The 23,384-nt window shown below is 71.8% G+C and carries 21 protein-coding genes and 1 riboswitch; of the genes, 13 read left to right on the forward strand and 8 right to left on the reverse strand.

Annotation, left to right across the window (positions count from 1 at the left end; genetic code table 11):
• Positions 1-177: 177 nt before the first annotated feature.
• The 5 genes from OG520_RS28225 to OG520_RS28245 are packed head-to-tail and all read right to left on the reverse strand — an operon-like array spanning position 178 to position 5,801.
• The gene (locus tag OG520_RS28225; protein WP_399326356.1) at positions 178-1,041 is read right to left on the reverse strand and encodes an ECF transporter S component; all 864 of its coding nucleotides are present in this window, start codon (positions 1,039-1,041) and stop codon (positions 178-180) included.
• A complete protein-coding gene (locus OG520_RS28230) occupies positions 993-2,705 on the reverse strand; it encodes an ABC transporter ATP-binding protein (protein WP_406015051.1) in 1,713 nt (570 codons plus the stop codon). Before OG520_RS28230 ends, OG520_RS28225 begins: the two co-directional genes overlap by 49 nt.
• Complete coding sequence (locus OG520_RS28235; RefSeq protein WP_406015052.1) at positions 2,702-3,859, reverse strand: energy-coupling factor transporter transmembrane protein EcfT; 1,158 nt, start codon at positions 3,857-3,859, stop codon at positions 2,702-2,704. Before OG520_RS28235 ends, OG520_RS28230 begins: the two co-directional genes overlap by 4 nt.
• Positions 3,856-4,536, reverse strand: coding sequence for an SCO2322 family protein (locus OG520_RS28240; protein ID WP_406015053.1), 681 nt, complete (start codon positions 4,534-4,536; stop codon positions 3,856-3,858). Before OG520_RS28240 ends, OG520_RS28235 begins: the two co-directional genes overlap by 4 nt.
• The gene (locus OG520_RS28245; RefSeq protein ID WP_406015054.1) at positions 4,533-5,801 is read right to left on the reverse strand and encodes a prenyltransferase/squalene oxidase repeat-containing protein; all 1,269 of its coding nucleotides are present in this window, start codon (positions 5,799-5,801) and stop codon (positions 4,533-4,535) included. Before OG520_RS28245 ends, OG520_RS28240 begins: the two co-directional genes overlap by 4 nt.
• Before the next feature lie 109 nt (positions 5,802-5,910).
• Positions 5,911-6,046, reverse strand: a riboswitch (cobalamin riboswitch).
• Between the two features lie 105 nt (positions 6,047-6,151).
• On the opposite strand from OG520_RS28245, the gene OG520_RS28250 reads away from it, so the two are divergent.
• On the forward strand, positions 6,152-6,721 hold the full coding sequence (locus tag OG520_RS28250; RefSeq protein ID WP_266419742.1) for a DinB family protein: 570 nt from the start codon (positions 6,152-6,154) through the stop codon (positions 6,719-6,721).
• A gap of 63 nt (positions 6,722-6,784) precedes the next feature.
• Here the strand turns inward: OG520_RS28250 and OG520_RS28255 are convergent, their stop codons facing one another.
• Complete coding sequence (locus tag OG520_RS28255) at positions 6,785-7,825, reverse strand: MBL fold metallo-hydrolase (protein WP_399326345.1); 1,041 nt, start codon at positions 7,823-7,825, stop codon at positions 6,785-6,787.
• Between the two features lie 225 nt (positions 7,826-8,050).
• Here OG520_RS28255 and OG520_RS28260 point away from each other — a divergent pair, with 225 nt between their 5' ends.
• The 3 genes from OG520_RS28260 to OG520_RS28270 all read left to right on the forward strand — a co-directional run bounded on the left by OG520_RS28260 (position 8,051) and on the right by OG520_RS28270 (position 10,970).
• Complete coding sequence (locus OG520_RS28260; RefSeq protein WP_399326343.1) at positions 8,051-9,511, forward strand: aldehyde dehydrogenase; 1,461 nt, start codon at positions 8,051-8,053, stop codon at positions 9,509-9,511.
• On the forward strand, positions 9,511-9,744 hold the full coding sequence (locus OG520_RS28265) for a ferredoxin (protein ID WP_399326341.1): 234 nt from the start codon (positions 9,511-9,513) through the stop codon (positions 9,742-9,744). Before OG520_RS28260 ends, OG520_RS28265 begins: the two co-directional genes overlap by 1 nt.
• Before the next feature lie 188 nt (positions 9,745-9,932).
• A complete protein-coding gene (locus tag OG520_RS28270; protein WP_406015055.1) occupies positions 9,933-10,970 on the forward strand; it encodes an RHS repeat-associated core domain-containing protein in 1,038 nt (345 codons plus the stop codon).
• Positions 10,971-11,573: 603 nt separating this feature from the next.
• Here the strand turns inward: OG520_RS28270 and OG520_RS28275 are convergent.
• Positions 11,574-13,196, reverse strand: coding sequence for an alpha/beta fold hydrolase (locus OG520_RS28275; RefSeq protein ID WP_406015056.1), 1,623 nt, complete (start codon positions 13,194-13,196; stop codon positions 11,574-11,576).
• Between the two features lie 473 nt (positions 13,197-13,669).
• Between OG520_RS28275 and OG520_RS28280 the strand changes: the two genes are divergently transcribed.
• The 7 genes from OG520_RS28280 to OG520_RS28310 all read left to right on the forward strand — a co-directional run bounded on the left by OG520_RS28280 (position 13,670) and on the right by OG520_RS28310 (position 19,666).
• Positions 13,670-14,656, forward strand: coding sequence for an urea transporter (locus OG520_RS28280; RefSeq protein ID WP_406015057.1), 987 nt, complete (start codon positions 13,670-13,672; stop codon positions 14,654-14,656).
• A 4-nt stretch (positions 14,657-14,660) separates the two neighbouring features.
• Entirely contained in the window at positions 14,661-14,966 is a 306-nt protein-coding gene (locus OG520_RS28285) for an urease subunit gamma (RefSeq protein WP_093543040.1), read from the forward strand.
• A gap of 18 nt (positions 14,967-14,984) precedes the next feature.
• The gene (locus OG520_RS28290) at positions 14,985-15,398 is read left to right on the forward strand and encodes an urease subunit beta (RefSeq protein ID WP_399326332.1); all 414 of its coding nucleotides are present in this window, start codon (positions 14,985-14,987) and stop codon (positions 15,396-15,398) included.
• Positions 15,398-17,122 (forward strand): urease subunit alpha, encoded by a 1,725-nt coding sequence (ureC, locus tag OG520_RS28295; RefSeq protein WP_406015058.1) that lies wholly within the window; start codon positions 15,398-15,400, stop codon positions 17,120-17,122. The genes OG520_RS28290 and ureC overlap by 1 nt, the downstream gene beginning before the upstream one ends.
• Positions 17,123-17,177: 55 nt before the next feature.
• Complete coding sequence (locus tag OG520_RS28300; RefSeq protein WP_406015059.1) at positions 17,178-17,876, forward strand: urease accessory protein UreF; 699 nt, start codon at positions 17,178-17,180, stop codon at positions 17,874-17,876.
• Positions 17,877-18,086: 210 nt separating this feature from the next.
• Positions 18,087-18,728: an urease accessory protein UreG gene (ureG, locus tag OG520_RS28305; protein ID WP_399326817.1), complete on the forward strand. Its 642-nt coding sequence runs from the start codon at positions 18,087-18,089 to the stop codon at positions 18,726-18,728.
• On the forward strand, positions 18,725-19,666 hold the full coding sequence (locus OG520_RS28310) for an urease accessory protein UreD (protein ID WP_406015060.1): 942 nt from the start codon (positions 18,725-18,727) through the stop codon (positions 19,664-19,666). The genes ureG and OG520_RS28310 overlap by 4 nt, the downstream gene beginning before the upstream one ends.
• Before the next feature lie 77 nt (positions 19,667-19,743).
• On the opposite strand, the gene OG520_RS28315 is transcribed toward OG520_RS28310, so the two are convergent.
• On the reverse strand, positions 19,744-21,213 hold the full coding sequence (locus tag OG520_RS28315) for a PHB depolymerase family esterase (protein WP_406015061.1): 1,470 nt from the start codon (positions 21,211-21,213) through the stop codon (positions 19,744-19,746).
• A gap of 234 nt (positions 21,214-21,447) precedes the next feature.
• Here OG520_RS28315 and OG520_RS28320 point away from each other — a divergent pair, with 234 nt between their 5' ends.
• Positions 21,448-22,434, forward strand: coding sequence for an aldo/keto reductase (locus OG520_RS28320; protein ID WP_406016585.1), 987 nt, complete (start codon positions 21,448-21,450; stop codon positions 22,432-22,434).
• A 108-nt stretch (positions 22,435-22,542) separates the two neighbouring features.
• Positions 22,543-23,367, forward strand: a complete 825-nt coding sequence (locus OG520_RS28325; RefSeq protein ID WP_406015062.1) for a 3-hydroxybutyrate dehydrogenase — start codon at positions 22,543-22,545, stop codon at positions 23,365-23,367.
• The last annotated feature ends 17 nt before the right edge of the window (positions 23,368-23,384 follow it).

The following is a 23,384-nucleotide window of genomic DNA, read 5'->3' on the forward strand; positions in this document are numbered from 1 at the left end:
GGACAAGCCAAATGCGCCTAAATGGCCTAACAGGTAATTAAGTTGGCCAAGTGATATTAAGTGCCTGATTCACTCGGTGGGCGACCGGGGCGGGGGCGGGGCCGGGTACGGCGAAGGGCCTGGCACCGGGACGGCTACTACTGTCGATAGTGGGGGGCCATGGTCCTGTGGGAGCCCTCACTCGCGGGGGCCGTCAAATGTGACCTGGGCCTCGAAATTGGCGCGGCGGGTGGCCCGGCGCAGCGCCTTCAGCAGCGCCGGACCCACGGCCAGGGTCAGTACCGCGGTGAGCACCGCCCGGCCCAGGTCCCAACCGAGCGAGGTGGCCGCGCAGTACGCGAGGAAGCGGACCAGGTTGTCCGCCAGCGGGTCGCCCGCGTGGAACGAGATGCCCGAGCCGGCCGGGGGCACCATCGTCCAGCCGTACAGGTTCATCACCGTGCCGTACGCGAACGACGCCACGAAGCCGAACCCCGCCAGCATCAGCAGCTCTGCCCGCCCGCGCAGCCGGTCCGGGCCCGGCAGCAGGCCCGCGCCCATCGCGAACCAGCCCATCGACAGCATCTGGAACGGCATCCACGGCCCCACGCCACCGGTGAGCAGCGCCGAGGCGAACATGGTCACCGAGCCGAGCACGAAGCCGAAGCCGGGCCCGAGCACCCGGCCGCTCAGCACCATCAGGAAGAACATGGGTTCCAGCCCCGCCGTGCCCGCCCCCAGCGGGCGCAGCGCAGCGCCGACCGCGGCCAGCACCCCCAGCATCGCCACCGCCTTCGCGTCGAGACCGGCATCCGCGATCATCGCGACGACCACCCCGACCAGCAGCGGCAGCAGCGCGGCGAACAGCCACGGCGCGTCCTGGGAGTGCGCCAGACCGGCGCCGGGGCCGGCCAGCAGCGGCCAGCCGAACGCGACCACACCGATCGCGCTGACGAGGACGAGCGCGGCGACCGCACGCGGACCGAGCCGCACCGGCCGCGCCCGGCGCCCGCTCACGACGGCTCTCCCAGCGCGGCGCGCACCTGTGGCACGGTCAGCCATCCCTGCGGGGCGAGGATCTTCGCGGTCTGCGGGGCGAACGCCGGCGACGAGACCACCACCTGCCGGGTCTCCCCGTCCGCGACGGTCTCCCCGTCGGCGAGGATCACCACCCGGTGCGCCAGCTCGGCGGCGAGCTCCACATCGTGCGTGGCCAGGACGATCGCGTGGCCGTCGGCCGCGAGGCCCCGGAGCACCCCGACCAGCCGGGCCTTCGCCGCATAGTCCAGACCGCGGGTCGGCTCGTCCAGGAGCAGCAGCGGGGGCCGCGCGGTGAGCACGACGGCCAGGGCGAGCGCGAGGCGCTGGCCCTCGGAGAGATCGCGGGGGTGGGTCTCGTCCGGCACACCCGGCAGCAGCTCGGAGACCAGGGCCCGGCAGCTGCCGGGGGCGGCGCCGGCGTCGCTGTCGGCCGCGGCGCACTCGGCGGCGACGGTGTCCGCGTACAGCAGATCGCGCGGCTCCTGCGGTACGAGCCCGACCCGGCGCACCATCTCGCGCGGCTCGGTGCGGTGCGGGGTCCGGCCGCCGACCAGGACGGTGCCGGTGGTGGGCTCGACCATGCCGACGAGCGTGGCCAGCAGGGTGGACTTGCCCGCGCCGTTGCGGCCCATCAGGGCGACGGTCTCGCCTGGGGCGACGGTGAGCGTCACCCGGCGCAGCGCCTCGACGCGCCCGCGCCGTACACCGAGCCGCTCGACCCGGGCCGCGGCGTCGACGGTCGGCTCGGGAACGTCGGCGGTCTGCGCGCCGCGGCCCAGCAGCCGGGCGAGGGCGCCGCGCCGTACCGGGGAGGGCGCGAGGGGCAGCGGGGCGGGAGCGGCCACCGGCTCCGGGGCGGGCGGGCGCACCGATGCCAGCCGTTCGCGCAGGTCCGCCGCCCGGCGCCGGGCGTCGCGGACCGAGAGCGGCAGCGGCTCCCACCCCGCCAGCCTGCCCAGCGCGACGACCGGCGGGTGGACCGGGGAGACGGCCATGACGTCCGCGGGCGCGCCCATGACCGGGGCGGCCCCCGGCGACGGCAGCAGGACGACCTGGTCCGCGTACTGCACCACCCGCTCCAGTCGGTGCTCCGCCATCAGGACCGTCGTGCCCAGGTCGTGCACCAGCCGTTGCAGCACGGCGAGGACCTCCTCGGCCGCCGCCGGGTCCAGCGCGGACGTCGGCTCGTCGAGGACCAGCACCTTCGGGTGCGGGGTGAGGACGGAACCGATCGCGACCCGCTGCTGCTGGCCGCCGGAGAGCGTGGCGATCGGCCGGTCGCGCAGCCCGGCGAGCCCCAGCAGGTCCAGGGTCTCCTCGACCCGCCGCCGCATCACGTCGGGGGCCAGGCCCAGCGACTCCATGCCGTACGCCAGCTCGTCCTCGACCGTGTCGGTGACGAAGTGGGAGAGCGGGTCCTGGCCCACCGTGCCGACCAGATCGGCGAGTTCGCGCGGTTTGTGGGTACGGGTGTCGCGCCCGTCGACCGTGACGCGGCCGCTCAGCGTGCCGCCGGTGAAGTGCGGCACCAGCCCCGAAACGGCACCCAGGAGCGTCGACTTGCCGACCCCGGACGGACCGACGAGCAGCACCAACTCGCCCTCGGGGACGGTCAGATCGACCCCGGAGAGGGTGGGGCGCTCCGCCTCCTCGTAGCGCACCGAGACCTGCTCGAACCGGATCACTGGATCTCCTTGGATTTCGGGGCGCCCGCCGACGGCGGCACCGGCGCCACCACCGCGGGCAGCAGCCCGACCAGCACGGCGGCCGCGGGCCACAGCGGAAGCACCGGCGCGACCAGCGGTACGACTCCGGGGTGCAGCGCCGCCCCGTCGACACCGCCCGCCCAGATCATCGCCACCGCCACCGCGACACCCGAACCCGCCACCAGCCAGGCCCGCGCACCCCACCGGTCGGGCCGGTAGCGGGTACGGACCGAACGGGCCCCGCCGAGCCGCAGCCCGGCCATCGCGGCGACGAGCCCGGTGATCAGCAGCGGCAGCCCGTACACCGCGCCCTGCGCGGCCAGCAGGCCGTACGTACCGGCACACACCCCGAGCAGCCCGCCGAGCGTGAGGACGTTCGTGGTGTGCCGGACGGCGGGCGGGACCTGGGCGGTACGCCCGTATCCGCGCGCGTCCATCGACGCCGCCACCGCGACCGACCGCTCCAGCGCGCCCTCCAGGACCGGCAGTCCGATCTGGAGGACCGCCTTGATGCCCCCGGTCGGACGGCCCCGCAGCCGCCGTGCGGTGCGCAGCCGCAGCACGTCGGCGACCATGTTCGGCGCGAACGTCATCGCGACGACGACGGCGACGCCCGCCTCGTACAGCGCGCCCGGCAGCGACTTCAGCAGCCGGGCCGGGTTGGCGAGCGAGTTCGCCGCACCGATGCAGATCAGCAGCGTGGCCAGTTTCGCCCCGTCGTAGAGCGCGAAGAGCAACTGCTCGGCGGTGACCCGGCCGCCGATCCTGACCCCCTTCGCCCAGTCGGGCAGCGGCACTTCGGGGAGCGTGAACACCAGGTGCGTGCCGGGGATCGGCGAACCGAGGAAGACGGAGAAGACCAGCCGCACGGCGACGACGAACAGCCCGATCCTGACGAACGCCCCGTACGAACGGGCCCACGGCGCGTCCGTGCGGCGCGCCGCCACGACGTAACCGGCCACCCCCACCAGCAGCCCGAGCAGCAGCGGATTGGTGGTCCGGGAGGCGGCGGTGGCGAGGCCGAGCGCCCACAGCCACCAGGCCCCGGCGGGCAGGGCGTTGCTCCGGTTCGCCTCGGGGGCGCGCAGCGGACGGCGGCGCGCCAGGACCGCGGAGCTGGTCGAGGCGGTCATCCGCGGCGGCGGCGGGCCTGCACGACCGCGGCGATGCCGAGGAGGAGAACGGCGCCGACACCGACGAGCACCCCGGCGGACGGGCCGCCGGAGCCGCCCGAGCCGGTGGCGGCCGCGGATCCGGCCGGTGAGGCGGAGGCGGACGCGGCAGGCGTGCCGTGCCCGTCGCCGGAGACCTGTTCGCCGCAGCCGGAGACCGGGTAGCCGGTGATCGCGCAGAGCATCGCGTCGCTGCTGTACCGCAAGGGCTTGGCCACCGAGGCGAGCGCCTCCGCGGCGCTCGCGTCGGGGTCGACCCGCGCGCACGCGGTGCGCAGCGCGGGCGGTGTCTCACCGGCCGGGGCGTCCGCGGTCGTGCCCGGGTCGATGACGAGCGCGATCCTCTTGGTGCCGTCCTCGGCCGGGGTGTCCGCGCAGATCTTCGTGAAGGCGGGGGCACGGCGCGGCTTCGCCGAGTCCTGGGAGTCCTCGCTCACCGAGAACCGGAAACCCTGCACCGTCCCGTCGTCGGGCCGGACCAGGGACGGGCCCTGGGTGGCGTACGTCCAGCCGGAGCCGGAGCCTTCCCAGAACGACCAGTACCGGTAGCCGGCCGCCTGGGCCGGACCCGCGCCGAGCACGGCCAGGACGGCGCCCAGGACCACCAGCAGCGCGGTGGCCCTTCCCGTGCGCCTCACAGCTGCCTGTTCTTCCGGCGACCGCTGATCAGGAAGAACGCGATTGCCGCGAGGACGAGGGCGATGCCGATGTACCACCACACGCCCCCGATCACGTCGTCGCCGCTGTGGACCTGGTCCTTCTCGGTGGCCTCGTACCCGGTGTCGGCGGACGGGTCGGGCGTCACGACGGCGGCGGGCGCGGGGCCGGCCGCGTTCAGCCGGGCGACCAGGTCGACGCCGCCGAAGTCCCGGGCGTTGTCGCCGGTCGAGTGGGCGGCCAGGATCAGCTGGGCGTAGGCGGCGGGGCCGTTCTGGGCGGCCCAGTCCGCGGAGTTCTTCTTCAGCCAGCCGAGCGCCCCGGCCGCCTTGTCCTGGTGACCGGCCGCGGACAGCGCGACGACCGCGTCCGCGGTGTTGCCGAAGTCGGGCTGCGGGGTGGAGTCGGTGGCACCCGGCATCGGCGCCTGGTTCAGGTGGCCGTTCCCGGCGAGGGCACCGGTGAGGTAGTGGGCGCCGTTCTGGGCGGCCTGCTCGGGCGTGAGGCCGGAACCGGGGTGGCAGCTGGGCGCCTTGCCCGCGGCGTTGTTCCCGACGGCCAGTGCCTTGCCCATCGCGCCGAGCACGGCGGCCGCGGTGGCGTCCGCGTTCGCGACGAGCTTCCCCTTCTTGTCGGGCTGGTAGGCGAAGGCGCCGCCGTCCTTGCCCCCGCACGGGATCGCGAGCGCGAGCAGCGGGTCGTACGGGGTCTTGCCGCCGGGGGTCGTGATGTCCGCGAGCCGCTGCCCCTGCCGGGCGAGGGCGCCGATCACCAGGGAAGTGGAGTTGGCGTCGCTGGGCGCGCCCGCGGTGTAGCCCCAGCCGCCGTCCTCGTTCTGCACGGACTTCAGCCAGCGCACCGAGTTGTTCACGGTCTCCCGGTGCCCGCCGACCTCGACCAGCGCCTGGGTGGCGGCCGCGGTGGCATTGGTGTCCCGCATCGTCTTCGCGTCGCACGGCTTGGAGACATCGGGCCGGAACGCGGCGTAGGAGCCGTCGGCGCACTGCTGGGAGATCAGCCAGTCCACCGACTTCGCGGCCGGTGTGACGCCTTCGAGCCGCTGGGCGAGGAAGGCCAGCGACTGCCGCCACACCCCGTCGTAGGTGGGGTCCTTCGTGCCGTACAGCCCGGCGGGCAGTGCGGCGGACGGCGAGGGGGACGGCGCTGCGACCGCGACCGGCGCTGCGGCCGCGCAGAGCACGGCGGCGGTGGCGGCGAGCGTTGCTGCGCTGCGGCGTACGGTCATGGCGGGCGGGGCCTCTCCTGCGGGGTGAACCGGGCACAGGCACGCTCAGGCACCAGGCTCCGGCTCCGTATACCTCGACGGTGCCGACCACCGGCGGGTCCGGTGGTCCGAGCCGGTCACGACCGCGGACAGGGCATTCCGACTCACCGTCTGCGACGACGGCTCACGGCTGCGTGGTCAGTGCCGGATTCGCACCGGCTTCCCCCTGAACGGGCATGATGACGACCCGCACACTCTACCGGGCGGGCCCGGCCGGGCCCGGGGCGGCTTCGGCTCGCCGGCAACGCGGAATACCCACTGGCGGGCAACGGGGGAAACCCACTGGCGAGTTCGGCCCCGAACGGACGACCATGTCCCGCATGAGTGATCAACCCGCACGCTGGACCCAGGCGACCGTCTACCCCGACATGTGGGCGGACCCGGACGACGACCCCCGCAGCAAGGAGGGCACGAGCCCGGAGGGCGAGCTCGCGACGCTCGCGGAGTATCTGACCGACTACCGGCTGACCCTGCGGATGAAGTGCGACGGCCTGGACGCGGAGCAGCTGGCCCGCCGGTCGGTCCCGCCGTCGACGCTGTCGCTGCTCGGCCTCCTGCGCCACCTCGCCGAGGTGGAACGGGACTGGCGCAACTGGATCACCGACGGTGAACCGCTGCCGAAGCTGTACGGCAAGCGGGACGCGGACTTCGACGGAGCCGTCGCCGAGCAGGCCGTGGTCGACGCCGCGTACGCCGATCTGCAGCGCGAGCAGGCCGCGACCGACGCCGCGCTGGCCGGGCACCCGGACCTCGGCGAGCGGCTGGGGAAGGACAAGATCTCCGTCCGGGAGCTGCTGGTGCACAGGATCGAGGAGTACGCCCGGCACTGCGGGCAGGCCGACCTGCTGCGCGAGTGCATCGACGGACGGGTGGGTCAGTGAGGCCCTGCCATTGAGATGAGCCCCGCGGGGCGGCCTGCCTCACACTGCGATGCCCGCCCCGCCTCACACTGCGATATATGTCACCGGCTCGCTCCCCGGCACCGCCTCCGCGCGCCCGAGCTTCACCAGCCGCCGCAGATGCGCCTCGGCCTCCGAGACGGCGATGTTCCGGGAGCCGTGCGGGATCTGCGCCCAGGGCCGGTTCCACTCCATCCGCTCGGCCAGCTCCCACGGCGTCAGCGGCTCGGCCAGCAGTCCCAGCAGCCCGGTCAGCCGCTCCTCGTGATGGCCGAGGAGCTCCCGTACGCGTCCCGCCGCGTCGGTGAAGGCGTACTGATGCGCGGGCAGCACCTCGGCGGCCCCGAGCCGGCCGATGCGCTCCAGCGAGTCGAGGTAGTCGCCGAGCGGGTCGGTGACCGTCGCGTCGTCCGGGTCCTCGTACAGCCCGATGTGCGGACTGATCCCCGGCAGCAGGTGATCCCCCGAGAAGAGCCGCCCCCGGCCCGGCAGATTCCCCGGATGCTCCTCCTCCAGGTGCAGGCACACATGCCCCGGCGTGTGCCCCGGCGTCCAGATCGCCCGCAGCCTGCGCCCCGCCAGACCGAGCAGCTCACCGGGCACGATCTCCCGGTCCGGCAGCGCGGCCCGCAATCCCGGCAAGGTACGCATCCGCCCCCCGCCGGCCGCGGCGGCCCGCAACGGCGCGAGGTGCTCCTCGGGCGCACCGACCGCGGCGAGCTTGGCCGCGAGATACGTCAGCCAGGTACCGGGCCGGGACTCCCGGGTACGTCGCACGATCGCGGTGTCCGCCGCGTGCATGGCGATCCAGGCCCCGGAAGCCTCGCGCACCTGGCCGGAGAGCCCGTGGTGGTCGGGATGGTGGTGGGTGATGACCACCCCGTGGATGTCGGCCATCTCCGTACCGACGGCGGCGAGCCCGGCACCGAGCGTGTCCCAGGCCTCGGGATCGTCCCACCCGGTGTCGATCAGGACCGGTCCCCGATCGGTGTCCAGGACGTGCACGAGGGTATGGCCGAGCGGATTGTCCGGGATGGGCACCTTGATGCTGTGCACGCCCCCGCCGTGGTCGGTCACCTGCGTCATGAGGTCCCCATCTCTCTGGACGGCGTACGGCTTCGCGGCTCCGGTGCGTCGCCCCCACTGTAACGAGAACTTGTTCCAGTAGTAGCCCTGGTTGACCATCTCGTCCGGGGTGCTGTCGCGGCCGTGGACTCCTGGAACTGGAACTGGTATCAGTTCTGACACAGAGTCAGATGCCGAGTCGGATACTGAGTCGGGCAACGCGCCGGGCCGCGGGAGGCAGCAGCCATGACCGAGCTTGTCGAACACGGAAAACTGTTCATCGGCGGGGAGTTGGTCGATCCGCTGGGCCGGGACACGATCGAGGTCGTCTCGCCGCACACCGAACAGGTCATCGGCCGGGTGCCGCACGCCTGCGAGGCGGACGTGGACCGTGCCGTCGCCGCCGGGCGGCGGGCGTTCGACGAGGGGCCCTGGGCGCGGATGAGCCCGGACGAACGGATCGCGGTGGTCACCCGGATCAAGGACGGGTTCGCCGTGCGGTACGAGGAGATCGCCCGGGTCATCAGCTCGGAGAACGGCACCCCGTACACGTCGAGCATCATGGTGCAGGCGCTCGCCGCGATGATGGTGTGGGACTCGGCGATCACCGTCGCCCGCGAGTTCCCGTACGAGGAGCGGCGGGCCGGGGCGCTCGGGCCGTTGCTGGTGCGCCGGGAGCCGGTCGGGGTGGTCGCGGCCGTGGTGCCGTGGAACGTTCCGCAGTTCACCGCCGCCGCCAAGCTCGCGCCCGCGCTGCTGGCCGGCTGCTCCGCCGTGCTCAAGGTCTCGCCCGAATCGCCGCTGGACGCCTACATCCTGGGCGAGATCGCCGCCGAGGCCGGGCTGCCGGAGGGGGTGCTGTCGATCCTTCCGGCCGACCGCGAGGTCAGCGAGTACCTGGTCGGGCATCCCGGTGTCGACAAGGTGTCGTTCACCGGGTCCGTGGCCGCCGGGCGCCGGGTGATGGAGGTCGCCTCGCGCAACCTCACCCGGGTCACCCTGGAGCTGGGCGGCAAGTCCGCCGCCGTCATCCTCCCGGACGCCGATCTGGACGCCGCCGTCGCGGGCATCGTCCCCTTCGCCTGGATGATCAACGGCCAGGCGTGCGTGGCCCAGACCCGCATCCTCGTCCCGCGCTCCCGCTACGACGAGACGTCCGAGGCGTTCGCCGCCGCGGCCGGTGCGCTGAAGGTCGGCGATCCGCTCGACCCCGCCACCGAACTCGGCCCCCTCGTCGCGCAGCGCCAGCAGCGGCGCTCGCTCGACTACATCCGGATCGGGCAGGACGAGGGCGCCAAGATCCTCACCGGCGGCGGCCGTCCGGCCTCCCAGGAGCGGGGCTGGTACGTCGAACCGACCCTCTTCGGGGACGTCGACAACTCCATGCGCATCGCCCGCGAGGAGATCTTCGGCCCCGTCATCTGCCTGCTGCCGTACGGCGACGAGGACGAGGCGGTGCGGATCGCCAACGACTCCGAGTACGGCCTCAGCGGCAGCGTCTGGACCGCCGACACCGAACGCGGCATCGACATCGCCCGCCGGGTCAGGACGGGCACGTACAGCGTGAACACCTTCAGCCTCGACATGCTCGGCCCGTTCGGCGGGTACAAGAACTCAGGTCTGGGGCGGGAGTTCGGCCCCGAGGGGTACGGCGAGTACTTCGAGCACAAGATGATCCACCTGCCGGCCGGATACGAGGGGGAATGATGGGGGACCGCTGGGCCGTCGAGGTCGACCGGGGGGTCTGCATCGGCTCCGGGATGTGCGTGAACCACGCGCCGGGCGCCTTCGCCCTGGACACCGCCCGCCAGTCCCGCCCGTCGGCCCCGGAGACCGACGCCGACGAGAAGGTCCTCACGGCCGCGGAGGGGTGCCCGGTCGAGGCGATCACGATCACACTGACCGACTCGGGGGAAGTCGTCTTCCCGCCGGAGGATTAGGCGACGGTTCTCCCTGCGAACGCGAATGAAACACGTGAAGTCGGCCCGTACCGGAACGAATCCGGTACGGGCCGGCTCTATGTTTCCGCGCTGCCGGGATCAGCTCAACGTCTGGAAGCCCAGCCGGCACCGTCGCCGCCAACGGCACCAAGACCGGCACCCGCTCCTACACGCACAACGGCGAGACCGTGGCCGTCCGCGCCGGGGCCACCACTTCGTACCTCATCGGCGACCACCAGGGCACCGCGATGTCCGCCATCGCGGTCGGAACGCTCGCCCTGACGCGCCGCAAGCAACTGCCCTTCGGGCAGCTCCGCACCGCGCAGTCCACCGCGTTCGGAACCCGGGGCTTCGTCGGCGGCACCAACGACCCCACCGGTCTCACTCACCTCGGGGCGCGTGAATACGATCCTGCCCTCGGCCGCTTCCTCTCCGTCGACCCGGTCATCGACATCAACGACCCGGCGCAGATGAACGCGTACAGCTACGCCCACAACAACCCGCTCACCAAGTCCGACCCGGACGGCCTCCGCCCCGACGGCCCGGCCGGCGGCGCCTCCTACAATGACGACGCCTGGGCGCGGGACCGCGGCATGAACGTCGGCTACACCAAAAAGGGCAGCAAGTGGGTCTGGAACCGGACTCCGATGAAGGACAAGGAATCCCAGAAACGCTACGCGGCGTACCGGGCCAACCCTTCCGGGTATCTGATCAACGATTCCTATGCGGAGCAGCGGAAAAAGGAGGCTGCGGAGTACCGGGCGCAGGCCAAGGCCAGGGCAGAAGCCGAGCAACGCAAGAGGGACGGGATCCTCGGCGGCATCCTCAAAGGCAACTACGGGGCAGCGTGGAGCATGTCTCAGCCAGCCGTGAAGGGTGTCATGGGGAAATTCAACAAGATGCAGAGTCGGGTCACTGGTGCTGCGCACGAAACCGTTGCGAGACTCGGGGGAGCCGAATGTTTCCAGGACCATGGCCCGACTGTCTGTCAGACGGCTCTGCCCATGTACGGCCGAGGGGGAACGAACGTGGGTGGGACCTACGTCACGGGATGGGACTCTGAGTACATCAGCACGAAGCGACTGAAGCACGAGAGGGTCCATACGAAGCAGTGGGACCAGGCCGGGCTCATTTTTATACCCAAGTACTTCATGGCTGGACTCGATCCTTGTCACAACAGGTATGAGATCGCGGCCGATCTGGATAATGGTGGGTATCCATGCTGAGCGGAAGCCGAGGAAAGGTATGGATCGCCGCGGTGCTTCTCGCCGTTGCCCTTACCTCTTGCATAGGCCCGGGTCCGAGTTCCGTGCGGTTCGGCTACCGGTTGGACGATCGGGGGAATGTGGTGATTGCCTACCCTCTCTGCCCGGCGGATGAGGTTTCCGGAGCAGAAATCACCGTCCGTGTTCGGCGCGGAGAGACGAGCAGTGTCAAGCAGTTGTGGAAGGCCAGGGGGGCCGTCTCCGACGAGGTGAAGCGGGGTGTGTTCATCGTGGGGACGCCAGGCAGTTTTCGCCAGGAAGGGAAACCCCTCGCAGGGGCACTTCCCGAGGGTTTCTCTGTCGAGGTCGAGGAACTGTCACGTGACGGAGGGTCAGGCGGCGGCAGGGGCGAGTGGATTGATCTGTCCGTCCAGCCGTCACGCCCCCTGAAGGCAGCGGAGTATCTGACGTCGGATGGGGAAATCGTCAGTCGGCAGTGGGTGAATGATCAGCTGAGATGCGGAAAGAGGCCCTGAGGATCTCCGCAGGTGCGGCCCTCGCCCGAGGCCCACGCCAAGGCCTCCGGTGCGTGAGGCGGTGCGGCTTCGCCGTGCTCCCGCCGGCTCAGGCGTACCGGCGCAGCAGTCCGTCCACGTACGCCTCCAGCCGTTCCCCCAGTACCTCGGGCGTCAGATCGTCCCGCCCCAGCTCGCGCCACCGTCCGGCCAGTTTCGCCGCGTCGGGGCAGTAGTGCAGGGCGTCGAGCAGCCGCCAGTACAGGTGGTCGGGGCCGGTGGCGAGGCCGTGGCCGCCCTGTGCCTCGTACCGGTCGCGGAAGGCCAGCCCGTACGCCGGTCCGTGCAGCAGGGCGAGCGCGGTCGAGCAGTGCGCCACGTCCAGGTCGGCAGGGCCCCACGAGGTCTCGACCCAGTCCACGACACCGGTGATCCGCAGCTCGGGCCCGGTTCCCGTGAAGAGCACGTTCCCGGGGTGGAAGTCGCGGTGCAGGAAGCGGCCTTCGTACGGCGGCGGGTCGCGGCGGATCACGTCCACGGCCCGCTCCCACAGGGGTCCGTCCGGGGTGTGGACGCGTTCCGCGGACGTCCATGCCTGGTAGGGGCGCGGCCTTTCGGCCGGTACAACGCCGTGGACGCGGACGAGTTGGGCCGCGAGCAGGTCCAGGCGCCGGTCGAGGTCGTCCCCGTCGACGCGGACGCGGCCCGGCAGCGCGGACATCAACAGGGTCGGGTGGTCGCAGTGTTCGGCGGTGGCGTCCACGGCGACGAGACCGGGCGCGGGGATGGAGTCCTGTTCGGCGAGCAGCGCCAGGACGGACGCCTCGCGGTTCAGCAGTCCGGGCTCGTGGTGGCGGAAGAAGGGCTTCACGAAGGTGCGTTGCACCAGGTCCGTGCCGTCGTCGAGGGTGAGCCGGCGCATCTGGGAGCTCCAGCCGCCGGCCAAGAGACGGGAGTCGGCGACCGAGCGGCCGGGGCCGATCTGCTTGGCCACCCACGCGCGCGTCGCCGTCCAGCCCCGGTTGTCGAGCCCGGTCAGCACCGCCGCCACGAACTCCCGCCGATCGTCGCCGTGGTCGCCGAGCCACAGGCCCAGTTGGTGCGATGCGTCCGGCAGGTCGAGCCGTGTGTACTGGGCGCGCGCGGCCAGCGCTTCCTGTACGGCCTCGGTCACCGCCGGCGGGATCACCGCGTCCGTGCCCGGCACGGCGAGCACGGCCCGGCTCTCGTACGCCCGCAGCGTGTCGAGCGCGGGTGCCTCCCGCCAGCTGTCCGGCCACCGGATGATTCCGCTGAACCGGCCGTTCCCGTCCCCGAAGGGCTCGTCCCACGCCTCGGCGGCGTACACGGCGGGCGCGCACAGTCCCATCGCCGCCACGCGGTCCCCGTAGTGCCGGGCGAGATCGGCCACCGTCTGCCCGCTCATGCTGAACCCCACCAGGACCAGCGGCCCGTCCGCCCCCGCGTACGCCTCGATCACCGCCAAGGCCTGCTCGAACCGTCGCCGTAGGCTCAGCTCACCGAGCCTCCCGGTGCTTTCGCCGTGCCCGGAGAAGTCGAAGGCGATCGTGCGGCAGCCGTGGGCCACGAACTCCCGCACCGGCGGCAGCAGTCGCTCCTTGCTGCCGGTGCCCGCGCCGTGCAGCAACACGGCGGTGGTCCCGGACGGCTCACCGCCGTACACACCGCTGAGCCGTTCGCCGCCGTGGTCATGGGTGAAGTCGAGGAGCATGCCCCCATTCACTCACGAACCACTCACGCACGGCCTCTGTCCCCCGCAGGGGGGCGTAGCGTACGCCGGCTTTCTGTGGGGAGTGCCGGGTCGGATCCCTTGTGCCGGAATTTAACCTAATTTCTTGTTGAATTTTATGTGTGTATGGCGCATGCAGTTGTGTGGGGTGGGGTGCTTTCGTGGGCTTGCCTTTCGGTCAAAAGGTGGATGTGGAATGTTCAACACCTGGCTAAGGATTTCGCCGCGGAGGGGGTTCGGGGTGGCTGTCGGCGCGGCCTGGAGGGGCGTTCAGCTGGGGGTATCACTAGAGGTTGATGAAGTGTCGCGCTTCGTGGTCGCATCTTGTCGATGCCTTTGTGTCGCTGCCGGGCGTACCGTCTCAACGGATTGTTGACCAAGATCCACATCTCCCGAATGCGGCGATGTGGATGTATTCGGTGTGCCCTCATTCGTCATGTTTCAAAGGAGAAGACGTGCCCGCAGCAGAACAGGCGGTGCGGATACGGGGCCGGGTATTTCCCAGGGGCCGGGCGGTTCCACGGACCGGGGCGGCGCAGTTGCGCGGCATCGCGCAGGTGGTGCTTGTCGGCAGTCCGTGGTCCGGGCTGCTGTTCGCGGTCGCGCTGTTCGTCGGCGGGTGGCGGCTCGGGGTGTTCGGGCTGCTCGGGACCGTCGCGTCCACCGGGGCTGCGGTTCTGCTCGGGGCCGACCGGAAGGGCGTGGAGCAGGGGCTTCAGGGCTACTGCGGGTGCCTGACCGGCATCGCCCTGGTGATCCGGCTCGGCGCCTCGTGGCGGACGGCCGTGCTGGTCGTGCTCGCGGCGGCGGTCTGCGCCGTGCTGAGCGGGGCGGTGGGCCGCCTGCTCACCCCCCTCGGGCTGCCCGTGCTCACGGCCCCCTACTGTCTGGTCGTCAGCGCCCTGACGGTCGCCCTGTCGACGGGCCCGGTCACCGTCGGCGCGACCGCGCGTGTGCCGGGGTTCACCGAGCTGACGGCCGCCGAAGCGGGGCGGGCGCTCTGCGCCAACATCGGCCAGATCTTCTTCCTCGACACGTGGTACGCGGGCCTGATCGTGCTCGCCGGGCTCCTTGTCGCCTCCCGGACCGTGGCGCTCGCGGCGGTGGGGGCCAGCGCCGTGGCGCTCGTGACAGCCTGCGCGGCCGGGCTGCCCGCCGCCTCCGTCACCGACGGGCTGTACGGCTACAACGCGGTGCTCTGCGCCATCGCGCTGGGCGCCGTGTTCCTGACCCCCACCGCGTGGACCGCCGGTTACGCGGTACTCGCCGCCGTCGCCTCGGTCCCCTTCGCCGCCGCCTGGGAAGCCTTCGCCCAGTCGTTCGGCACAACCCCCTTCACCTGGCCGTTCACCGTGACGACCTGGCTCTTCCTGGCGGCCGGTCCGGCTCTGGACCGCCCTGGGCTCTCCTTCGGACACGCACCTTCGAGAAAGCAGACGTGACGTCATGAACCTCGCACCGCGGGAAATCGACAAACTCCATGTCTACGTGGTCGCGGACCTGGCCCGCCGCCGCCGCGACCGGGGAACCAAGCTCAACTACAGCGAAGCCGCCGCCCTGATCACCGAGGCCGTCCTGGAGGCCGCCCGCGACGGCCACACCGTCGCCGAGTGCATGGAGCTGGGCCGCACGGTCGTCTCCGGCGACGACGTGATGCCCGGCGTACGGGAGATGCTCACCGTCCTCCAGGTCGAGACGGCCTTCGTCGACGGAACGAAGCTGGTCACCTGCCACGACCCGATCAGCGCCTGAAAGACCGAGGAGACACAGATGTCGGGCGGAGCCCACTACCTCTACGGGGACGAACCCGTGGAGATCAACGCCAACCGGGCCAGGATCACGCTCACCGTCGCCAACACCGGTGACCGGGCCGTCCAGATCGGTTCCCACTACCACTTCTTCGAGATCAACCGCGCGCTGCGCTTCGACCGCGAGGCCGCCTACGGCATGCGTCTGGACATCCCCTCCGGGACCGCCGTGCGCTTCGAGCCGGGCGACACCCGCGAGGTGCAGCTGTGCGCTTTCGCCGGCACCGGCCGGCTCACCGGCTTCGCCGGACTCGTCAACGGGGGCCTGTCCGCCCCGGACACCCGGCGCGACGCGCTCCGCCGCGCCGCGGAACTCGGCTTCATCCACTCCGACGCCGACAGCACCGAGACCAAGAACGAAGGGGACCGGGCCTGATGGCGATCATCCCGCGCAAGCAGTACACGGATCTGTTCGGCCCCACCGTGGGCGACCGGTTCCACCTGGCCGACACCAACCTGGTCGTCGAGGTCGAGTACGACCACAACGCCGGCTCCTACGGCGAAGAGGCCGTCTACGGCGGCGGCAAGGCCATCCGGGACGGCATGGCCCAGGACCCGTCCGCGCTCAACCGCGAGGGCGCCCTGGACCTCGTCATCACCAACGTCGTGGTCCTCGACCCGGTCCTCGGCGTGGTCAAGGGCGACATCGGGGTCCGCGGCGGCCTGATCGTCGGCGTCGGCAAGGCGGGGAACCCGCACCTCCAGAGCGGCGTCGACCCCAAGCTCGTCATCGGCCCCGGCACCGAGGTGATATCCGGCGAGCACCTCATCGCCACCGCCGGGGGCGTCGACACGCACATCCACTTCATCGCGCCCCAGCAGGCGCAGGAGGGCCTGTCCAACGGCATCACCACCTTCTTCGGCGGCGGCACCGGCCCCACCGACGGATCCAACGGCACCACCTGCACCCCCGGCCCCTGGAACATCCACCGGATGCTGGAAGCCGTGGAGGACCTGCCGGTCAACGTGGGGCTGCTCGGCAAGGGGAACGGCAGCCTGCCCGAGGCACTGCGCGAGCAGGTCGAGGCGGGGGCCGCCGGGCTGAAGGTGCACGAGGACTGGGGCGCCACCCCCGCCTCGATCGACACCGCGCTGCGGGTCGCCGACGAGCACGACGTACAGATGGCCATCCATACCGACACCCTCAACGAGGGCGGTTTCTACGAGGACACCCTGTCGGCGATCGACGGCCGGACCATCCACACCTTCCACACCGAGGGCGCGGGCGGCGGCCACGCCCCCGACATCATCCGGGTGTCGGGCGAGGCCAACGTACTGCCGGCCTCCACCAACCCGACCCTGCCGTACACGGTCAACGCGGTGGACGAGCTGCTGGACATGGTGATGGTCTGTCACCACCTGTCCCGTGACATCCCCGAGGACGTCTCGTTCGCCGACAGCCGGGTCCGCGCCGAGACGATCGCGGCCGAGACCGTGCTGCACGACCTCGGGGTCATCAGCATCTTCTCCTCGGACTCCCAGGCCATGGGCCGGGTCGGCGAGTCCTTCGTCCGCGCCTTCCAGACGGCGCACCACTGCAAGGAGATGCGCGGTCCGCTGGCGGAGGACAGCTCCCGCAACGACAACGCGCGGGTCCTGCGCTACCTGGCCAAGCTGACGATCAACCCCGCGACTGCGGTCGGCGCCGCGGACGTGATCGGCTCCCTGGAGCCCGGCAAGCTCGCCGACATCGTGCTCTGGCCGATCCACTCCTTCGCCGCCAAGCCCAAGCTGATCATCAAGGGCGGCATGGTCAACTGGGCCCTGATGGGCGACCCCAACGCCTCCCTGCCGACGCCGCAACCGGTGTACTACCGGCCGATGTTCGGCACCCACGGCCGCGCGAAGCAGCGCACCTCGGTGACGTTCATGTCGCAGGCGTCCATCGCCGCCGGGGTCCCCGAGGAGCTGGGGCTGCAACGGCGGATCGAACCCGTGCAGCGCTGCCGGACCATCGGCAAGCAGCACATGGTGCGCAACGACGCGCTGCCGCGCATCGAGGTGGACCCGGAGACGTACAAGGTCACCGTCGACGGAGAGCCCGCCACCATCGAGCCGGCCGAGCGGCTCCCGCTCAACCACCTCTTCTACATCGTCTGACGACGGCCCGAACGCACGACGTCGTCCGACGACCCGCCCGAACGGAAACCCCGGTGTGAACGACCCGATACCGATCCCGGCCCTGCTGACCGGACTCCAGCTCACCGACTCGGCCTTCCCCAGCGGCTACTACACCCTCTCCCACGGCCTGGAGGGCTTCCAGCAGGCCCGCGCGGTCACCCCGTCCGGCCTGCCGGCGCTCCTGCACGACCTCCTGCGCCACAGCGTGGGTCCGGCCGACGCCACCGCCCTCGCGCTCGCCCACCGTGCGGTCACCGCCGACGACTGGGAGGAGGTGGTGGCCGTGGAACAGCGGCTGCACGCCACCAAACTGGGCCGGGAGGCCCGGCAGGCCGCCGTCCGCACCGGACGGCAGCTGCTGGACCTGGCCGGCGAGGTGTACGGCACCGAGCAGATCGAGCGGTACCGGGGCCTCTACCGGGACGGTGCCGTACGCGGCTGCCAGCCGGTCGTCGCCGCCGTCGTCCACGCGGGCAACGGGCTGCCCGTCCGCCAGGCGGTCACCTGCGAACTGTTCGCCTTCGCGGCCAGTTTCGTGGGGGCCGCCATGCGGCTGCGGCTGACCGACCACCGCCGCGCGCAGGTCGTCCTGCACGGGGCCGCCAGGGTCATCGAGGAGACCGTCGACGCGGCCCTGGGGCGGGAACTGGCCGACATCGGCGGCTGCGTCCCGGTGGCCGACGTCATGGCCGGCCGCCACGAGCGCGCCGAGGCACGGCTGTTCGCCAGCTAGGGCCTGTCCGGCGGATCAGGGTCGGACAGGGCGCGGCGTCTGGTGCGGTGCATCGCAAGGCGCCGCACCAGAAGCCACGCCCCCGGCCATGATCCGCCGGACAGGCCCTAGGGCCTCGTACCCCTTCCACCGCACCTACACCACCAGGACAGGATCACCATGCACGACCCTATGCAGGCCAGGCACCACCACCACGACCACGACGAGCTCATGCGGCGGCCGAAGGACGGCGTACTGCGCGTCGGTGTCGCCGGACCGGTCGGCTCCGGCAAGACCGCCCTGATCGAAGCGCTCGTCCCGATGCTGATCGAACGCGGCCGGACCCCCGCCGTCATCACCAACGACATCTTCACCACCGAGGACGCCGCGCATGTGCGCCGCACCCTGGCCGGAATCCTCGACGCGGACCGGATCGTCGGCGTGGAGACCGGGGCCTGCCCGCACACCGCCGTCCGTGACGACCCGACGATGAACCAGGCGGCCGCGGACGAACTCCTGGAGCGCTTCCCCGAGGTGGACACCCTGCTCTTCGAGAGCGGCGGGGACAACCTGACCCTCACCTTCAGCCCCGCGCTGGTCGACCTGTTCCTGTTCGTGCTGGACACCGCCGAGGGCGACAAGATGCCGCGCAAGCGCGGTCCGGGCATCACCGAGTGCGAACTGCTCGTCATCAACAAGGTGGACATCGCCCCCTACGTGCGGTGCGATCTCGGTGTCATGGAGTCGGACGCCCACCGCGTCCGGGACGGCCGGCCGGTGGTGCTGACCAACTCGCTCACCGGAGAGGGCCTCGGCACCATCGCCGACTTCCTCCTGTCCCACGAAGCCGCCCAGGAGACGGCTTCCGCATGACCGAGGCGCCCGCGCGGCTGGATCCCGCGCACTACGAACCCCGTCGGGTACCGGCCCGGATGCTCGACCTCACCGGCACGCCGGACACCCTGGCCGCCGGGCGCCCCGGCAAGGTCGGTCTGCTCGAACTGCGCTACGTACGGGTGGGTGAGCGGACCGAGCTCGTCGGCCGGTACCAGAAGTCACCGCTGCAGATCATGCGCCCGCTGTACATCGACCCGGCGCGACCCGACCTCCCGGTGACCTATCTGATGTCGACCGGCGGCGGCATCATCCAGGCCGACCGCAACCGGATCGACATCGACTGCGGCCCCGGCACCTCGGTCCACCTGACCACACAGGCCGCCACCAAGGTGCACCGGATGGAGTTCGACCACGCGACCCAGATCGTCAACCTCGCGGCCGACGAGGGGAGTTACGTCGAATACCTGCCGGACTCCCTGATCCCCTACCGGGACGCCCGCTTCTACCAGCACACCCGGGTGACCGTCGATCCGACCGCCACCGTGCTGCTGGGCGAGACGATCGCGGCCGGACGGCTGGCGCGCGGTGAACGGCACGCCTACCGCATGCTCTTCAGCGACCTGGAGATCCGGCGCCCGGACGGGACACTCCTGGCCGTGGACACCGTCCGCCTCGATCCGCAGGGACCCGGTCCGGTCACCGGGCCCGCCGTCTTCGCGGACCACGACCTGATGGCCACCCTGTACGCGGTCACCCCGCTCGCCCCCGCGGCCCGGGTCGCCGACACGCTCCACGAGGCGCTCGCCCCGACCGGCCTGGCCTTCGGGGTGAGCACCCTGCCCGACGACTGCGGGGCCTGGGTCCGGGTCGTCGGCAGCGACCCGCCCGCCCTCACCCGGGCGATGCGCACCGCGTGGGACGCCCTGCGGCAGTCGCTCATCGGCGTCCCGGCCCCGGACCTGCGCAAGACCTGACCGCGCAGGACCTGACCGCGCAGGACCTGACCGCGCAGGACCTGACCGCGCAGGGCGGGCCTCGCGCCGGACACCGCTCAGGCCGTGCAACCGGTGTCCGCGATCACGAAGTACCCGGGCGGCGACTCCTTCAGGGTGTGGGTGACGAAGACGTTGTACAGGCCCATGTTCTCGTCGGAGCCGTTGGCGTACACATGGCCGCCCGCGGTACGGGCCCGGCCCGCCGCCACCTGCGCGTAGTTGGTCGCCGTGAAGCACCGCGCCGGTGCGCCGCCGGTCGTGGCCGCCGTCACCCGGGGCGAGGCGGTGCCGGGCGTGCCCGATCCGTCGATCGCCGCCACCGAGTAGCGGTACGCCGTGCCGGCGGTGAGACCCGGGTCCGTGTACGTCGTGCCGGCGGTCGTGGCGACCTTCGTGCCGTTGCGGTGCACCGCGTACGAGCCCGCGCCCGCGACCGCGTCCCAGGACAGCGAGACACTGTCCGCCGTGACACCCGTGACCCGCAGGCCGGACGGGGCGGGAAGCTGTTCCCCGCCGCCTGGTACGTCCCGGTCCAGGCCCCAGAAGACGCCGGTGTGGTACGTCGAGCAGATGGCGTTCAGGAAGTACGCGGCCGTCGTCCCGCACTGCTCGGCGCCCGAGCCGGGGCTCACGGCCAGACCGTGGCCCATGCCGGCGACGGAGTACGTCACCACCGCGGGATTTCCCGAGGCGTCGTCGTACACGCTGCGCGTCGTGTTGCCGGGGAGGCTGTCCGTGGCCGACGGGGTCTGGCCGATGCCCCAGACGTCCGTCCACTGGTCGCGCAGGGCCGTGGCGTTGGCGGGGTACACGGTGTAGTCGGAGGTGCCCTGCCAGATCGCCACCCGGGGCCAGGGCCCCGAGTACCCGGGATGGGCACCGCGCACCTTGTCGCCCCACTGCGCGGGCGTCAGCTTCGGCGGCCCGGTCTGGCAGCCGGACGCGCCCGCCTGGCTCGTCGCGCACTGGGCGGGCAGCCCCGAGGCCACGGAGCCGCCCGCGAACACGTCCGGGTACGCGGCCAGCAGGTCGGCCGTCATGCCGCCGCCCGCCGAGAGGCCGGTGACGTACACCCGGCGGCCGTCCGAGCCGTACTGCTGCTTCGCGTACTCCACCATCTGCGCGATCGAGGCGGCCTCGCCCTTGCCCCTGCTGTCCTCGGCCGGATCGAACCAACCGAAGCAGGACAGCGCGTTGTTGGCGGCCGTGGTCTGCGGGAAGACCACGGCGAAGCCCCACAGATCGGCGTACTTCGGCCAGCCCGAGGCCGTGTAGTAGTCGTTCGCGGTCTGTGTGCAGCCGTGCAGGGCGATGACCAGCGGCGCGTTCGCGGGCAGGGTCTCGGGGGCGTACTCGTACATCTGGAGGTTGCCGGGGTTCGAGCCGAAGCCGGTGACCTGTTGCAGACCACCGGCGGCAGCGGCCGGCCGTACGGCCGCGGCCGTGCTCAGCGTCGCCGCGACGAGGGCGAGAGCGGCCGTGGAGGCGACGCGCCGCAGCAGACGTCGCAGGGTCGATGGGCGCACGGGTGCCTCCTGTTGGGCTGTTCCGGCTCTTCGGACAGCGCGGGCCGCGACTGTGGGGCGGACGCTAGAGGGCCGGGGCGTACGCGCCCATGGGCCCGGCGGACACTCCCCGCTCCCGGCTGTGTGCGGCACCGCCGTTGCGCCGCCGGGACTCCCTTGACCTGGAGCGCACTCCAAGATGCAGACTCCCGGTCGACGCCCGCACGGAGACGGGCCATGGGGAGAGGACCCGCCATGCGCTACCGCACCATCGGCACGGACCCCGCCACCCGCCGGGAGGTGAGTGTGCTCAGCCTCGGCGCCATGCTGATGGGCACCCTCACCGACGAAGCGACCTCGTTCGCGATCCTCGACCGGTACGTGGAGGCGGGCGGCACCTTCATCGACACGTCCGACAACTACGCGTTCTGGGTCGACGGCACGAGGGGAGGGGAGAGCGAGCAGTTGCTCGGCCGCTGGCGCCGCAGCCGTGGCATCGGCGACGGGATCGTCATCGCCACCAAGCTCGGGGCTCGGCCCAAGGCCCCCGGCACCGACTTCTCCCAGGGCATCGTGGGCCTCTCGGCCGAGGTGATCCGGGAATCCGCGGAACGCAGCCGCGAACGCCTCGGCGTGGAGAAGCTGGACCTGCTGTACGCACACGTCCAGGACCAGGACGTGCCGCTCGCCGAGACCGTCGAGACCTTCGGGGAACTGGTCGCCGAGGGCACCGTCGGACTGCTCGGCGTGAGCAACCACTGGGCGTGGCAGGTGGAGCGGGCCCGCACCATCGCCGCAGCCGCCGGTCTGCCCGGCTACGAAGTCCTCCAGTACCACCACACCTATCTGCGGCGGCGCACGGACTCGCCCGGCCTGTTCTCCCCGGACGGGCAGGAGGGCGTGGCCGCCGGGGACCTGCTCGGCTATCTGCGGGCCGAACCCGCACTCGTGCCGGTCGCCTACTCGCCCCTGCTGTCCGGCGGCTACGTCCGCGCGGACAAGCCGCTGGGCCCGGACTTCGACCACCCGGGCACCCGAGCCCGGCAGGCCGCGCTGCGGGCGGTGGCCGAGGAGACCGGGGCGACCGTCAACCAGGTGGTCCTGGCCTGGCTCATCGGCGGCGAGATCCCGTTCGTCCCGCTGGTCGGCGCCTCCTCGGTGGCGCAGCTGGACGAGAGCCTGGCCGCGGTGGACCTGGAGCTGACCACGGAGCAGCGGTCGGCGCTGGACGCGGCGCACTGACGGCCCGCCGCCGGACCGGCACCATGTGGGCCACCACCATGCCGGTGTGCGACGGTGTGTGCTCCGACCCCGTGTGACGTGGGCTCCGGCCTCCTTACGGTGACGGCCATGGAGACTCCTCAGCGCCCGGACCCCGGGCCCGCCGCCCCGCCCGCCGTCCCGCCGCCCGCCGTCCCGCCGCCCGCGGACCCGCTGCTCGCCGGGCGCACCGCCCTGGTGACCGGTGCCGCGAGCGGGATCGGGCGGGCCTGCGCCCAGACCCTGGCGGCGGCCGGCGCCCATGTGTACGTGGTGGACAAGGCCGCCGACGCGGCGAAGAGCCTGGCGGAGGCGATCGGCGGGACGGCGTGGGTGGTCGATCTCTCCGTCCCCGACACGGTGGACACCCTGCCCGCCGACGTGGACATCGTGGTCAACAACGCCGGGCTCCAGCACGTCGCGCCCGTGCACGCATTCCCGCCGGACCGCTTCGCGCTGATCCAGCGCGTCATGGTGGAGACCCCGTTCCGCATCTTGCGCCGGACCCTTCCGGGCATGTACGAACGCGGCTGGGGGCGCGTGGTCAACATCTCGTCGGTGCACGGACTGCGGGCCAGCCCCTACAAATCGGCCTATGTGACGGCCAAACACGCACTGGAGGGTCTCAGCAAGGTGGTCGCGCTCGAAGCGGCGGAGCACGGGGTGACGAGCAACTGCGTCTGCCCCGGGTACGTACGCACCCCCCTGGTCGAGAACCAGATCGCGGACCAGGCCCGTACGCACGGCATCTCCGAGGAGGAGGTGGTGGGCCGGGTCATGCTGGAACGCAGCGCGATCAAGCGGCTGATCGACCCCGAGGACGTCGCCGAGGCCGTGCTGTGGCTCTGCGGACCGCGTACCGGGCACATCACCGGAACCTCGCTCTCCATGGACGGCGGCTGGACCGCCAACTGACCTCCCGCCCCCTACGA

The organism is Streptomyces sp. NBC_00984 (assembly GCF_045162475.1).
Classification (GTDB): domain Bacteria; phylum Actinomycetota; class Actinomycetes; order Streptomycetales; family Streptomycetaceae; genus Streptomyces.